Below are 13965 nucleotides of genomic sequence, written 5' to 3' on the forward strand. Positions count from 1 at the left end.
CACATCTCTTCACGGTGGTGGCGTCGTGTGAAAGCGTCTCGATAACGAGCGTTTTGGGACGGAAGGTACGACGAGAACCGGCAGGACGCGTGCCCTCAGAGTTCGACCCTGGGGCTGAGGTGATCGCGATTGAACGTCCGTAATTCTTTGAATCGAGGAGACGCAACGAAGTGCTGCACCAAGCAGCTCCGGCCGACTTAGGAGCGCACTACTAAACTGGGCGTATGCCGCAGTACATGGGGATCGATCACCGCGACTGGGAGCTGACGTGCCCGCGCTGCGGCGGCTCCGTCGATTGGTGGTTCACTGATGCGTACCGGACTTCCCCCGATAGAATCGTCGCAGTGTTCGTCCCAGAGTGTTCGTCCTGTCCGGAGGGTGCTGGTGTCCCCTTAGCCACTCGGCATCATTCGGTCTCACGGCAGTGGACCGCGCAGCAGGGCGGTCCCCTACCGCGACACCCCTGACCGGCGTACTGGCCGTTGCCTGGCCAACCTGCTCTATACCATTCCGGTTTCGTCGCCGTCAGCGCTCGGGTCCATTTGTCTAGGCCGTCTCGAAGACGCAGAGGAGCTGTGTCCAAAGCCATTGCATCCGCCTACCAGGCATGAATCTGAACGCAAGTCTAGGGGAGCGTCAGCGGCCGGCTCACTTGATGAGCCCGCCAGGCCAATGCTTCTGGTGGGTCTTGTTAATACGGCGGAGGTTACCAAAGATGACCTTGAGGTCCGTGGTGGACGGTACGTCGTCGTCGTGACTGCCGGGATTGAGCACCTTGGGCAGGGTCTTCCACTGGCCCTTCTCTGAATTTCCCTCAACAACAAAGGGATACAGCAAGGTGAGCAGGTCAGCGAATTTGGTGGTCTTGGCCTCGACATCGGTGATCGTCGTGGGGGTGCCGGCGTCGGTCAGACCGGTGGCGATGATCTGCTTGGCGAGCCGTTCAGCAGCCGAGCGCATGGTGTTGCACGCCGAGCGACGGCCCTTCGCCGTGGGGGCGTGCAGATTTTCCTCAGCGTCGAGCATGAGCTGTCCGAAGGTGTCGGTGGTCTGGGTGGGCTCGGTGCCCGCCCGGATGTCGATGAGGTCGAGCTTGTAGGCCAGGAAGTCCGCACTGCCGTGGTTGGTGTACGACCATTCAGCGAGCTTGCTATCGAACGTGGTCAAAATGACTTGCGTGCCGGCCTCCAGCAGGGCGCCCAGGGTGTACTGGACGAACGTCAGTCGATGGCCGGCGTCGCTGCCGGGGATCGGGTCGTCGAGGACGACGATCGGAGCGCCGAGCAGTTCGGTGCGTGCCAAGAAGATGGACAGTCCCAACGCGTTGAGCTGCGAATCGCTATAGACGCCAAGGGCTTCTCGTTCTACAGGGGTACTGGTGGCGTCGACGCGGAGATCAGCGATCAGGTTGACGAACAGCGCGCCGGCAGCTCGGCGCTTGATGCCACCGAAGCCAACGAGTTCTTCGGGGCGGATGGTGGACCACCATTTGGTGATGGTGTCGCTCATCTGGGCAAACCGGCCGTCGAGGACCGCTCCGGCACCGTCGCGGAGGGCTTTGTCGGCAGCAGTGAGTCGTCGAATGGTGCGTTGGCGGATGGCTTCGGTGACGACATCGGTAATCAGTTCGGTCCGCACTGCCACCAGATCGGCTAGTTCGGTCAACCCGCTGATGGTGATGCGTTCACGGGCGGCGTCTTCGACGGCACTGCGCAGCGCCGCGGCGTGGGTGGAGTAGTCCGCGCTGGCTTCGCGGAGTCGACGGGCTGCGCTGTCGATGCCCAGGTAGCGGGCGGCGAGCCCCTCAGGGAGCGGTTGGCGCGAGCCCACGGCGTCGCTGGTCTCTTCAACGGTGCTGCGGGCTGCAGCCACGGCGGTGGTCAGGTCGTTGGCGGCTGTGGCCACGGGCGCTGTGGCGGTTCTTGTGGCGGTCAGTAATGCGGCGTCGACTCGCAAGCTGCGCAATGCGTCGTCGGCGACGGCCAACTGTTCGTCTGTCCACGTCGCGACCGCAGGTGTTGCCGCGGCAGCCGCGGCGGTGAACTGATCAAGTTCGTGACGTTTGGTAGCGAGCGCCTCGGCGGCGGACTTGGCCACATCGCCAAGGCTTCGGGTACGGCGTAAGTGATCGCGGAGGACGTCGATCCGATCAGGGGTCAACGCGTCGTTGGTGCCGCACACCGGACAAGTCGCAGCGTGATCGAGCTGCGCGTACTCCTCGATGCCCATCAGCGCGTCGAGGACCGGCGTGAGCCGAGCAGTGTGCTGGTCGAACTCAGCCAATGCGGTGGCGTACGGCTCCAGGTCTGGACTGACCGGACTTTCGGATAGCTCAGTCACTGCGAACGCCGAGAGTGGGAATGCGCGCTCGCGCTGCGCGTCGAGCGCCTCCCTGAGGGCGACGGCAAGATCGTCGACAGTCTCGAAGGCGGGTTCGACACCTTCAGCATCGGCCAGGATCGCACCCCCCGCGGCGCGCAGCGCCTTGTCGACAGAGGTGCGCGCGGCATCGGAGGTAAGCGGCTTCTTAATCAACGCGCTGATGGCGGTGCCCGCTGACGCTGCAGGCGTGTCGGTGAGAGCGTTGACGCGTTGCAACGCCGCGCCGGGTCGTTCGGCTTCCACCCGGCCGCGTGCTGACCGGACGCGTTCGCGGAAGGAGTCCAGGTCGGTCAGCGATAGCAGCGCCTTGAAGTAGCCGACGCGCTGCTTAGGTTCGGTCGATAGGACGTGGCGCAAGATGTGCTGCAGCAGAACGGGCGCACGTACCGGTGGGTCGGCCAGCGCCAGGCCTACGCCGGCGAGGTCGGCGGCCTCGGCGCCATCGATGAGCAGTCGGCTTTCGCACTCGGTGCCCTGACTAAAGTCGCAGAGCAATTCCCGGCGCACCTGGTGGGTGTTTCCCGCAGCGTCGCGGATGACGGCCTGGACGTAGACGTCGGTATCGCTTTCGGCCAGGTGGGCGTTGCGCAGGCTGTCGTTGTATTCCGCCTTCGCGCCGCCAAGTAGTTCCCGGCGGCTACTGCGGCCGCTGATCAAAAACTCGATGGCCTCCGCGAGGCTGGTCTTACCTTGGCTGTTTCCGGCGTGGATGACCACCAGTCCGGCGTCGAGGTCGAGCGTGCGGGGCTCCGTACCAAACGCTCTGAACCCGCGGATCTCCAGCGACACCAGTCGAGTCGTCGCAGATTTGGCGTGAGTCATGGCTGCCGCCAGGTGGCGATGACCGCATCAAGGGCGTCGTCGAGATCCGTCTCGGTCGTGGCATGAGCGATTGCGTCGGCCAGGACGCGGGCGTCCTGCTGACCGGCCGCGTCACCAGTGAGTTGGCTGCGCAAGGCATCAAGGTTGGGCAGAAGGTCGCTCATCGAAACGGCAGCCTACTGACCACCACCGTCAGCCGGAACCGTTTCATCTTGTTGAGAAACTCGCCCAGTGCCGCGTCGACGAATCGGTCACCGTGTGGCCGCGGGTCGTGTAAATCGCCCTCGTCCTCGGCCGGCTCTGGGCCGCCTGGAAACTCGGGTGCCCGTCACCTCCCTGGCAGGCGGGCCCCGCAGGTAGGACACCACTGCACGGAAGTTCCGATAACTTCCCTGATGCTGCCGAGCTTGTCGACATGGTGCGTGCACGATTTTCGGGTGAGGTAATCGCGGATGGTGGCGACGATGAATTCGGCCCGCTGTGCGGGGGTGGTTGCGTAGTCCGCGGCGTCGAAGGTGCCGGTGGCGATGGTGTCGCCTTGCTCGGTGGCCTGTTGGCGGTATCGGGCGGTGCCGTCATCATTGCGGCCGTCGACCACACGGACGAATTGTCCGGTGGGGCGTAGATCGATCTCAAGGTCCCAGTCACCGCCGCGTTCGCGGTAATAGAAGGTGTGCCCGTCGACTTCGCCTTCCCATTGCTCAGGCGCGCAACCGCCGTGGCTGTGCACGCTCACGCCCGGATGTTGGTCCAGCCAGGCGTGCAGCTCCTGCTCGGCAGCAGCGGTCGCCGCGCGAGACTGCAGGCCGGCCGGGGTCTGCCAGTACTCGTCGAGCTCGTTGAGGACCTGACGAAAGGCGTCGCGTTGTTGATCGGGCGGGCGGGTGCAGTAGCAGTCGAAGCCGAAGTCATGCCGGGCGTGATCGGGCAGCTGCGGATGGCACGAGCACCTGCACAGTCCACCGGTGTTGATGTCGCGCCACTGGGTCAGCGCATTTAGCGCGACGTCGGCCACCATAATGGGATCGCCGACGCCGCTGCGGCCGAGTACCTCGGCCAGGTACGTGCGATATCGCGCATGAGTTTGGCCGCGGGCGTGGTCATCAAGGTCTTGATCGCCGTTGTTTGGGGGGTGGTCGAGGGCATCGTTCATTGGCGTCCAGGGTGGCATGACACGCGCGGTGGCGGCGCGCGATTTACTCGCTTCACCGTACACGCAGAGCGTGACTCAGATCACATTATAGGAGGTGGGCGGTAGTGAGCTGCGTACGGCGGGAGCGTCAATCACCTTGAAACAGATCACAGTTTCGCTGGTCGGTAACCCGCGCCGATCGCAGGGATTCCTACGCCGGCAAAGGGTTCAGGCGACGTTGTCTAAGGGGCAGGGGCCAGGCCGGCCAAGAAGTTGGCTCGTCAGCCGGAAGCGCAGCGGCGTCCTTCTTGAGGTGTCCAATGTGCGGCGCGCGGTGGTTCGGAGATAGTCATGCCAGCGCACCAAGACAGGCATCGGGAAACCTGCTGACCGATACGTACGGTCGAAATATTTTGTCATCAAACGCAATTGGTCGCTACCGCGAACCTAAGGGTGTGTGTCTCAGTGTTACTGGAAACTCGCAGAGTCGCCGCTAGAAGTCCGGTGGCATGTCAATGTCCCTGCCCTGCCGCCATGGGGGAGTCGGTCAGTCATCGCGTTCTCGTCGTCCTGTCGAGCGCGTCGCTCGCCGCGATACGATCGACGGTCCGGTGTGGCCTCCGCGGCTGAACGCACCAGCGCCAGCGCGCTCTGTAAGCACTCCGGAGTTCCTGAAATATGTTGTTGAGCAGTTGATCTCGACGTGGACACACCGTCGCAACTAATGCGGATTGCCCATTGAGGTTCGCGGTACCTTGCCGGGAGTCCTCGGCTTCATCCGGGGAAAACCATCCCGATGAGGGGGTACTCCGTGGCCAGACCAGTGATGGGCTCGCGTGAGCGTGTGCGTGTGGAGTTCAGTCTCACACCGGCTCTGGCGAACATCGTCTACGAGTACGCCAAGTCACAGGATCTGACCCTCTCGCAAGCCGGCGAACGGCTACTTGCTGCCGGACTAACCCACGCGGACTCGCCGGAATCTGCCGACGGGCCGCATGAACACCGAGGAGGTCGCCTTACGTAGTGCGTAATCGCTGATCGCGGCGTCACGCGAATCATTCACCCCGGTCCACCTCAGACCGGGCTTAAATGCCGAAAAGCCGGGCTGTCACCCGGCTTTCAGCATTCACTTCAAGAGTCTTCACGCTCTCTCACACCCCTCAAGGAGGGATAGGTGTATTCCACCGTGTTTGAAAGACGTTGTCAACGATCCACGTCCCGCGAGTTGTCTCAGCGTGTAGCGCCACCGGCCCTGCGCCCCGAGCCACTGCAGGTCAGGTGTGGTGCACGTACCCGCACTGTGCGCGGCAAGACCCGGCAGACGGCTCACCTGCATTGGAGGCGACGGTGCGCCGCGCCAGCAGTCGGCGGCGGCCGCTGATGGCGCGGTTTAAGAAGAAGATGACGATCGCCGGCTCCGCACCTCGATGTGCTGAAGTGAGCTCTCGGAGCACGTTGGATGCAGACGCAACTCAACGAAGTGCCTATACGGTTGCTCGGGATTCGGTGCGGGAGTTGCCGGCGCTGCCTCCCTCGGAGAATGACCGGCTAGCAGCATTGCTGGGTCAGAGGGTTGGCGCAGACAATGCCGAGGTTGGCCGGGCGGCCGTTGAGGCGGCAGCGCGGCTGCGCTGTCAGGTGCCGTTTACCACCGCTGAGCAGGACCGCAAAACGGTCGGCCATGTGGCCCGGTTCTTGGTGTGGTCCTCATTCGACGGCGTGGTGGACCCGGTGCGGGCCTTCACCAAAGCCAGTGTCGATGAGCACTTGGCAGCAACACTCAGCCGCAGCCAACGCTCCCTGGAGCAACGCCGCTGGGTCCTCTACACCGTGGGGCGCCGGCTGCACCCACACCAGTTCCCCGCTGGGTTGATCAAGCGGGCACCGATCAGTCCACGTCATCCGGTGGCCAACCACGCCGACATACGGCGGCTGCAGACGGTCATACCAAGACTGCCCGCCCGACTCGGTCAGCGAGCCCAGGCCCTGCTCGATCTAAGTTACGGGGCTGGGGCGCGTCCGGCGGATCTGCGCACGCTGCGCGCCACGGCGATCTCGAGCAGTGTGGTGGGCGGTCGGGCGATCCCCGTGGTGTCGCTGCCCAATCTCGGTGTCGGCGTTCGACAAGTCCCGGTACTCGATCCCGACATCGGTGCACGCCTGCTGGGTATCGCGGCCACTTTGGGAGACAAGTTGGTGTTGGCGCCCCACGCCACGGTCGCTGAACGCAATGTCGTGAACCGGGTGAGTGAGCAGCTCCGCGATCACGGTCACGCCAGCATTGATGCCAACGCGCTCCGTAACCGCTGGATCCTCGATATGGCCGAAAAAGTTCCCGCAGTGCTGCTCCAACAGCTCGCCGACCTCTGCGAATTGCGGATCCTGGCCGACGAACGCGCCCGGATCCAGCACTACAAACTCCGACACGCCATCACAATTCTGGAAGAGGCCCACCGATGATCCGACCCCGCCAGCAGATGTACACCATCACCGATGAATTCTTCACCACCGCACACGCCGTCATCGTGAAATCGGCTGCAGCACAAATCATCGAGCACTATCACCGCGAATCAGTCCACGGCGGTGGCCGCACACCTTCAGGCATCGTATACACGAGCACCGCAATCTTGGTGGCGCTGCTGGTGCGTTTCCTGGCGGGACGGCCGTACAGTCTGCGCGGCGCGATGGACACCATCGCAGAATTCACCCCCGACCACCTGGCGGCTGTCGGTATGGAGGGCCAGGACTGCCGGACCATCCATGGCAACGCTGGCGCCGAGTACAAGCGCCTCCACAGGTTCTGGGCCACCCGCCTGGCTACGCTGGATCCCGACTTCGACCAACGGGCCCAGCGCACGACCAACGCTGAACACACGGCCCGCTTGCTGGCCCGCTCCGAGGAAGACCGCACTCGCAGCCAGTTAGCTAACCAGCGGCTGACCACGGTAATCAACGATCTGTTGTACGGATCGATCTATATCGAGGCGCCAGCGGGCTGCGAAGGCGATGTGGTCGTGGACGAGACGATCATTAACACCGCTGGACCCGACGGCATGCTGGGAAGCCGATCGGACCGCTACCGCGGCGCGTCGTCGGCCTCGGGCTACTGGGCGCGTGACAAACGTAACCAGGTCAACAAGCAAGGGGGCGGTGACAAGAAATCCAGCGGATTCGGAATCGGTGCCACCTTCGTCTCCCGGATCGCCCGACGTGATGCCTTGCATGCCGAACCCGCCTTGTTTATCGGCATGGATGTGCACACACCAACCAGCGGCAGCGTCGAAGGGCTAGCAACGGCATTGGCGCACGCGCGCCGCACCGGTGTGGACTGCCGACGAATTGGTGGCCGCACCCGCCGACCCCTATTAACCGCAGACATGGGATACAACCCTAAAAAGGGATTCGCCGAGCTCATGCTCACCACCGGCTATTCACCGGTCGTGCGCTACCCGAAGCACTGGCAAGTTAAGCAGCCCAGCGCTTTGCCGCCGGGCGCCCCGGACGGCCCCCCACCTGGACCCGTGCAGCACGCCGGCGCGTTTTACTGCCCGGCGGTTAACAAGCGGATCGAAGATCATCGCACCCCGAGCACCACAGAAATGCTGAGCCGGGACGGGTTCGGGGCCCATGATCGGGCTCTGCAGGCCATCTACCCCTTCCTGATGGGGCTGCACTCGCGACCAGCGATGGCCGAGTGCCGGTTCGGCCGGCCACGCCTGAACCACAAACCCGCGAAGCGGGTCAAGATCCGACAGGTCTGCCCCGCCGCGTTGGGCACCGTCATGTGCCCGCTACGGCCCGAGTCGCTACACACTGAAGTCCTCGGCCTGCCGATGGCCGAACCGGACTGGTCTGCTGAGGACATGGCGTGCTGCAGCAATTCCAGCATCACCGTCTACCTCACCCCCGACCAGCTCAGGATGGCCCAATGGGACCTGATCCCCGGCTCGTGGGAGCACACCCTGTACTTTGAGGCCGCCCGAGCGCTCACCGAACAACGATTCAGCCAACTCAAATCCCGCCATGTCGGCGGTCTTGACGTGATGACCACAGGACCACGGAGAACACCGATGGTCAAGATCGCCATCGCACTCGCCGCGGCTGCTGCCAATATCCGGGCCCAACAGAATCACGACCCCAAGCGGCTCCGCACAGAGGCCATCGACATCCGGCTACGCCAACTCGCTGCCGACCTGGGCCACCCACCCACCCCGATGCCCCGGCGTAGCTGACAACCCCTACACAGACAAAAGGCGGGCTGGACCACAACGGTCCAGCCCGCCTCTTGAGCTCTTGGCCAGCGAAAGGCTGTGGAAATTCGTGGTTCTCGATCAGGCACATACACTCACCGCCACTGAGCAGCAAGAAATCATGCTCAGCCCACGGCGCGACGGTTTGCGCGTGTTGGCTGCCACAGATGAGCACAATCGGGTCTAGGTACCCCCACATCTGAGCCCCAAGCGCTGGAAAGACTGTGGAATTTTCACGGAAAAGCGGTGGAACGGACGTCCGAGAATGCCGCCTCACCAGCAACTGCGAACCACACACAATTCTTGAACCGACTCAGACGAGCACTCCGCGCAGGACCAGCTCGCTGAGCGCTGCCGCTGCGGCATCGATGTCGTTGACGTGACGCACGCAGACGGCGTACCAGGCACCGCCGGCGATGACGTCCATGACGGTGTCGGCGTCGATCCCGGGGCGGGCCGTTCCCTCGGCGACCGCGGCGTCGATCCGGCCGGCCAGCTGGTTGCGGGCCGCGGCCTCCAGGCGGTCGCTGATGACGCGGCGCATCCTGCGGTCGGACCGTAAGTCGTTGAGCAGACCGGGAAGTGCCTCACGTACGGCCGGATCCTCGTACATGGCCAGGGCCCCGCGGCACAGCCGGGTGATCTCGGCGACGAAGTCGTCCGCGGGAGGTTCGGGCCCGAGGTCGGGAAACAGCGCTTCGTGCACGAGCTGCGCCTTGGAACTCCACCGCCGGTACACGGCCGGACGGCTCACCTGCGCCGTGGAGGCGATCAGGTCGATGGTCGTCGCCGTATAGCCGCGGTCGACGAGCAGGCGCCGGGTCGCGGCGAGCACCGCCGCGTCGATCGACGGGTCGCGGCGTGAACCTTGACGCCGGTGGCGGCGTTCGACGGTCTCCATGAATCGCGCCCTGCCTTCACCCGTTTGTCGTTACAGTGTGTCACAACAAGACCGTGGCGAACGTGGGTTACCCGCACGCATTCCAGCCCTTAGGTGTGCGGGTAACCCACGTTCGGCGGAAGCAGCGGAGGGCGAATGTGACCACCGGACAAAAGAACCTGCTGGCGGGTACCGGCGAGGACGGCCGACATCTGTACACCTGCCCGCTGTGTGAAGCCATGTGCGGCTTGGAGATTCAGGTTGAAAACGGGCAGGTCGCCGGCATCCGCGGCAACCGCGACGACGTCTGGAGCCGCGGCCACATCTGCCCCAAGGGCGCCAGCCTGGGCGTGGTCCACCACGACCCCGACCGGATCCGCCGGCCGATGATCAAAGTCGACGGCCAGTGGCAGGAGGTCAGCTGGGACGCCGCCTTCCGCCGCTGCACCGAGCTGCTCGCACCGGTGATCGAGAAGCACGGCATCGGCGCGGTGACCTGCTACACCGGAAACCCGCTCGCGCACTCGTTCTCCCTCGGCCGCTACACCGGCGTGCTGCTCGGCATGTCGGGCATTCCGCTGTCCTACTCGCCCGGAACCGTCGACCAGTGGCCGAAGAACCTCTCGTCGCACCTGATGTACGGGGGATGGTGGACGTTCCCGGTGCCCGACATCGAGCGCACCGATCTGCTGGTGGTGATGGGCGCCAACCCGGCCGCCTCCCAGGGCTCGCTGCTGGCCGCACCCGACGTCATGGGCATCATCGACGGAATTCGCAAGCGCGGCAAGGTGATTGTGATCGACCCCGTCCGCACCCAGACCGCTGCGCGGGCCAGCGAGTGGCTGCCGATCACACCTGGTACCGACGCCGCGTTGCTGATGGGTGTCACCCACACGCTGTTCGACGAAGACCTGGTCGCCCTCGGAGACCTCGCGCCTCACATCGACGGACTCGACCAGTTGCGGGAGGTTGCCGCGGACTGGTCCCCGGAGCGGGTCGCCGGTGTCACAGGCATCGAGGCGCAGCGCATCAGGGAGCTCGCGCGCGAGCTCGTCAGCACCGAACGAGCCGTCGTGTACGGCCGAATCGGGACGTGCAACCAGGAATTCGGCAGCCTGGCCAGCTGGCTCGTCGACGTCGTCAACATCCTCACCGGACACTTCGACAAGCCGGGCGGCTCGATGTTCCCGCGCGCCACCGCGTGGTCGGTGACCGTGCAGCCGATCCCCGGCCTCGAAGACGGCGCCGCCGAATTCGGCCGCTTTCGCACCCGCGTGCGCGGCGCCAAAGAGGTATTGGGACAGGTACCGGTGTCGTGCCTGGCCGAGGAGATCGCGACGCCGGGGGAGGGGCAGATCAAGGCCCTCATCACGGTCGCAGGCAATCCGGTGCTGTCCACTCCGGCCGGCCACAAACTCGATGAGGTGTTGCCGCAACTGGACGCGATGATCTCAGTCGACCTGTGGCTGAACGAAACGACACGGCACGCCGACGTCATCCTGCCCGGCCTGTCGCCGCTGGAGCAGCCCCACCACGACGACCTGATCCTCAACTTCGCGGTCAACAGCATCGCCAACTACTCGGCGCCGGTCTTCGAGCCCGACCAACCGGACCGCCCCCACGAGTGGGAAATCCTGGTCAGGCTCACCGGGCTGTGCACCGGCGTGCCCGCCGAGGACGTCGACGTCGCCGCGATCGACGACGGCTTCTTCGACTACATGGCGTTCACCCAGGGCCTTGACGGCGCGGAGATCCGCAAGCACTACAAACACGGCGGCCCCGAACGCATCCTGGACCTCACCCTGCGCACCGGCCCGTTCGGTGACAGGTACGGCGAAAACCCAGACGGCCTGACGCTGGAAAGGTTGAAAGCCGAACCCAACGGCATCAACTTCGGCCCGATGGTGCCGCAGGTCCCCGACATCCTGGGGACCGCCGACAAGAAGATCCGGCTGGCGCCGCAGTATCTGCTCGACGACCTGCCCCGTCTGGCCCGGCGTCTCGACCGCGCGCCCGACGAGCTGGTGCTCGTGAGCCGACGTCATCTGCGATCCAACAACTCCTGGCTGCACAACGTCGGTCCGCTGATGAAGGGCAAAGACCGGTGCACGCTGCTGATGCACACCGATGACGCTGTAAAGCACGGTGTCGTGACCGGCGACGTGGTCACGGTGACATCGGAGGGAGGCAGCATCGAGGTGCCCATCGAGGTGACCGCCGCGATCATGCCGGGCGTGGTCTCGATGCCGCATGGCTGGGGCCACGGCAAGTCGGGCACCCGGATGTCGATCGCCAACGATTCCCCAGGCGTGAACACCAATGTCCTGTCCCCACCGAACTTCGTCGATGAGCCGTCGGGCAACGGGGCGCTGAACGGCATCCCGGTGACGGTGACCGCAGCGGCGACCTGAAAGTATCGACGCGTGGGCAAGAACGAACGTTCAAAAATCGTCATGAGCGACGAGGAGATCGCCGAGTTCATCGAGCGCAGCCGCACCGCGACGATGGCGACCGTGCTCCCCAACGGACGGCCGCATCTGGTGGCGATGTGGTACGCCGTGCTCGACGGAGAGATCTGGTTCGAGACGAAGGCCAAGTCGCAGAAGGCGGTCAACCTGCGACGCGACCCGACGATCACCGTCATGATCGAGGACGGGCAGAGTTACACCACGCTCCGCGGGGTGTCGATCGACGGCACCGCGGAAATCATCGATGATCCGGAAACCAATCTGCGCGTTGGCATCAGCGTGTGGGAGCGCTATACCGGTCCGTACACCGACGAGATGCGTCCGTTCGTCGACCAGATGATGAACAACCGGATCTGCGTGCGAGTGGTACCCGGCCGGATGCGCAGTTGGGATCACCGCAAGCTCGGCATGGGCGACATGCCCGTCGGCGGCAGCACCGCCCAGTATCTTTAGGGGAGAGATGGACCCGAACAAGAAACCGGCACAACTGAATTCGCCGCTCGTCACGAAGGTGATGAAGTATGCCGGCAAGGCGCATGTGTGGGTGTACCGGAAGTCTGGCGGGAAGATCGGCGCCAACTGGCGCATCGGTGCGGGGCTGAAGAAACCGGTGCCCACGTTGCTGCTCGAGCACACCGGCCGCAAATCCGGCAAGACGTTCGTCTCGCCGCTGGTGTTCATCGAGGACGGTCAGGACGTGATCGTGGTGGCGTCGAAGGGTGGTAGCGACACCCACCCGCAGTGGTACCACAATCTGGTGGCGATCCCGGACGCCTATATCGAGATCGGCACCGATCGCCGCGCCGTGCGCGCCGAGACCGCGTCGCCGGAAGAAAAGGCGAGGCTCTGGCCGAAGCTGGTCGATGCCTACGCCGACTTCGACACGTACCAGAGCTGGGCCGACCGCGATATCCCCGTGATCGTGCTCAAGCCCCGCTGAGCCTGATGCGATCTATCTCACAGTCCTGAATGTTGGCTAGCCCGGAGTGTCGGGTAGCCAACCGGCAGGTGCACCCCAGCGCCGACCAAAACCGTCAACGCTTAAGGGGCGATTACTGATGGCTAATGCCACTGAAACGACATTGATCAACCAACTACGAACCGTTCTCGACCTCACTCATACCGAAATTCAGGTCGCCGAGACCCGGATCGCGCAGGCACGAACCGACGCTGTCCGTGATGAGCTGACCAAGAACGCCAACAACGGCCGTATCCGCGCGGAGGCCATCGAGAAGGCCATTCGTGACCTCGGCGGATTTCCCGACACCATCGGCCCGTTCCTCGGTCGCGCCGCCGCCGCGGTGAAGGCGCTCACCGAGCAGGCCCAGCCGTTCGACGAGGCGTTACTCGGCGATCTCGCGTTGGAGGATCAGCTGCTGGACCGTTCGCGCTACATCAAGGCGCTCGCGGTCTCGGCCAAGAACACCGACGTCCAGGCCCTTGCCGATCGCTTGATCACTGCGCACTCGGCGACGGTCAACTGGCTCACCACGGTGCTGGCCGAGGACGCTCTCGGCGGGCCGGCGGCCCTGCGTCGCACGCCGCTGCAAGCGGCTGCGGGCACCGCCGTGAAGATCGTGAATCTCCCCGGTCAGTGGTCGGCACAATCCGCCGAGCGCGTCGCCGAGCTGGTGCGTTCCACCGGCCCGGCCGTCGACGACCTGGTCCGTCGCGCGCAGCGCGCCGGTGAGGTCGCGCTCAAGGCGATCGGTGCCTCGCGTGACGCGGCGCTGCAGAGCGCCGAGGCCGTGGTCCGTGACGAAGGCGCAGAGAAGACCGCCGACGCGCTGCACAACGCGCGCGCCGCGGGCGGCATTCTCGATGCCGAGGAGCTGCCGATCGCCGATTACGACGAGCTGAACCTCAACGAGGCCGTCGCCGCTGTGAAGGACCTCGAGGCACCGTCTGACATCCGGACGATCATCGCCTACGAGGAAATGAACAAGAACCGTCAGAAGCTGGTGTCGGCAGCGCAGACGCGCGTTGCCGAGATCGCGCAGGAGGTTGTCGGCCTGAGCTAGCCGACGATCC

The 13965-nt window shown here is 64.6% G+C and carries 10 protein-coding genes; 6 read left to right on the plus strand and 4 right to left on the minus strand.

The features are described from left to right. Positions 1–648: 648 nt before the first annotated feature. From M1248_RS05320 to M1248_RS05330, 3 genes are all read right to left on the minus strand, one after another. Positions 649–3204 carry an AAA family ATPase gene (locus tag M1248_RS05320; protein WP_317147755.1) on the minus strand — a complete coding sequence of 852 codons (2556 nt, stop codon included), beginning with the start codon at positions 3202–3204 and terminating at the stop codon, positions 649–651. After that, the gene (locus M1248_RS05325; RefSeq protein WP_317147756.1) at positions 3201–3368 is read right to left on the minus strand and encodes a hypothetical protein; all 168 of its coding nucleotides are present in this window, start codon (positions 3366–3368) and stop codon (positions 3201–3203) included. Before M1248_RS05325 ends, M1248_RS05320 begins: the two co-directional genes overlap by 4 nt. 164 nt (positions 3369–3532) lie before the next feature. Continuing rightward, entirely contained in the window at positions 3533–4357 is an 825-nt protein-coding gene (locus M1248_RS05330) for a hypothetical protein (protein ID WP_317147757.1), read from the minus strand. A 1662-nt stretch (positions 4358–6019) separates the two neighbouring features. On the opposite strand from M1248_RS05330, the gene M1248_RS05335 reads away from it, so the two are divergent. Next, positions 6020–6796 (plus strand): hypothetical protein, encoded by a 777-nt coding sequence (locus M1248_RS05335; protein WP_317147758.1) that lies wholly within the window; start codon positions 6020–6022, stop codon positions 6794–6796. Continuing rightward, the gene (locus M1248_RS05340; RefSeq protein ID WP_317147759.1) at positions 6793–8568 is read left to right on the plus strand and encodes a hypothetical protein; all 1776 of its coding nucleotides are present in this window, start codon (positions 6793–6795) and stop codon (positions 8566–8568) included. The genes M1248_RS05335 and M1248_RS05340 overlap by 4 nt, the downstream gene beginning before the upstream one ends. A 331-nt stretch (positions 8569–8899) precedes the next feature. On the opposite strand, the gene M1248_RS05345 is transcribed toward M1248_RS05340, so the two are convergent. Beyond that, complete coding sequence (locus M1248_RS05345) at positions 8900–9487, minus strand: TetR/AcrR family transcriptional regulator (RefSeq protein ID WP_317147760.1); 588 nt, start codon at positions 9485–9487, stop codon at positions 8900–8902. 137 nt (positions 9488–9624) lie between these two features. On the opposite strand from M1248_RS05345, the gene M1248_RS05350 reads away from it, so the two are divergent. The 4 genes from M1248_RS05350 to M1248_RS05365 all read left to right on the plus strand — a co-directional run bounded on the left by M1248_RS05350 (position 9625) and on the right by M1248_RS05365 (position 13955). Then, complete coding sequence (locus M1248_RS05350) at positions 9625–11877, plus strand: molybdopterin-dependent oxidoreductase (protein ID WP_317147761.1); 2253 nt, start codon at positions 9625–9627, stop codon at positions 11875–11877. A gap of 12 nt (positions 11878–11889) precedes the next feature. Beyond that, positions 11890–12387: a pyridoxamine 5'-phosphate oxidase family protein gene (locus M1248_RS05355; protein ID WP_163732668.1), complete on the plus strand. Its 498-nt coding sequence runs from the start codon at positions 11890–11892 to the stop codon at positions 12385–12387. 7 nt (positions 12388–12394) lie between these two features. Beyond that, complete coding sequence (locus tag M1248_RS05360) at positions 12395–12874, plus strand: nitroreductase family deazaflavin-dependent oxidoreductase (protein WP_163732671.1); 480 nt, start codon at positions 12395–12397, stop codon at positions 12872–12874. Between the two features lie 118 nt (positions 12875–12992). Continuing rightward, positions 12993–13955: a ferritin-like domain-containing protein gene (locus tag M1248_RS05365; RefSeq protein WP_163732674.1), complete on the plus strand. Its 963-nt coding sequence runs from the start codon at positions 12993–12995 to the stop codon at positions 13953–13955. Positions 13956–13965: the final 10 nt, after the last annotated feature.

The sequence above is a fragment of the Mycobacterium sp. 29Ha genome (genome assembly GCF_032883055.1).
GTDB lineage: Bacteria > Actinomycetota > Actinomycetes > Mycobacteriales > Mycobacteriaceae > Mycobacterium > Mycobacterium gallinarum.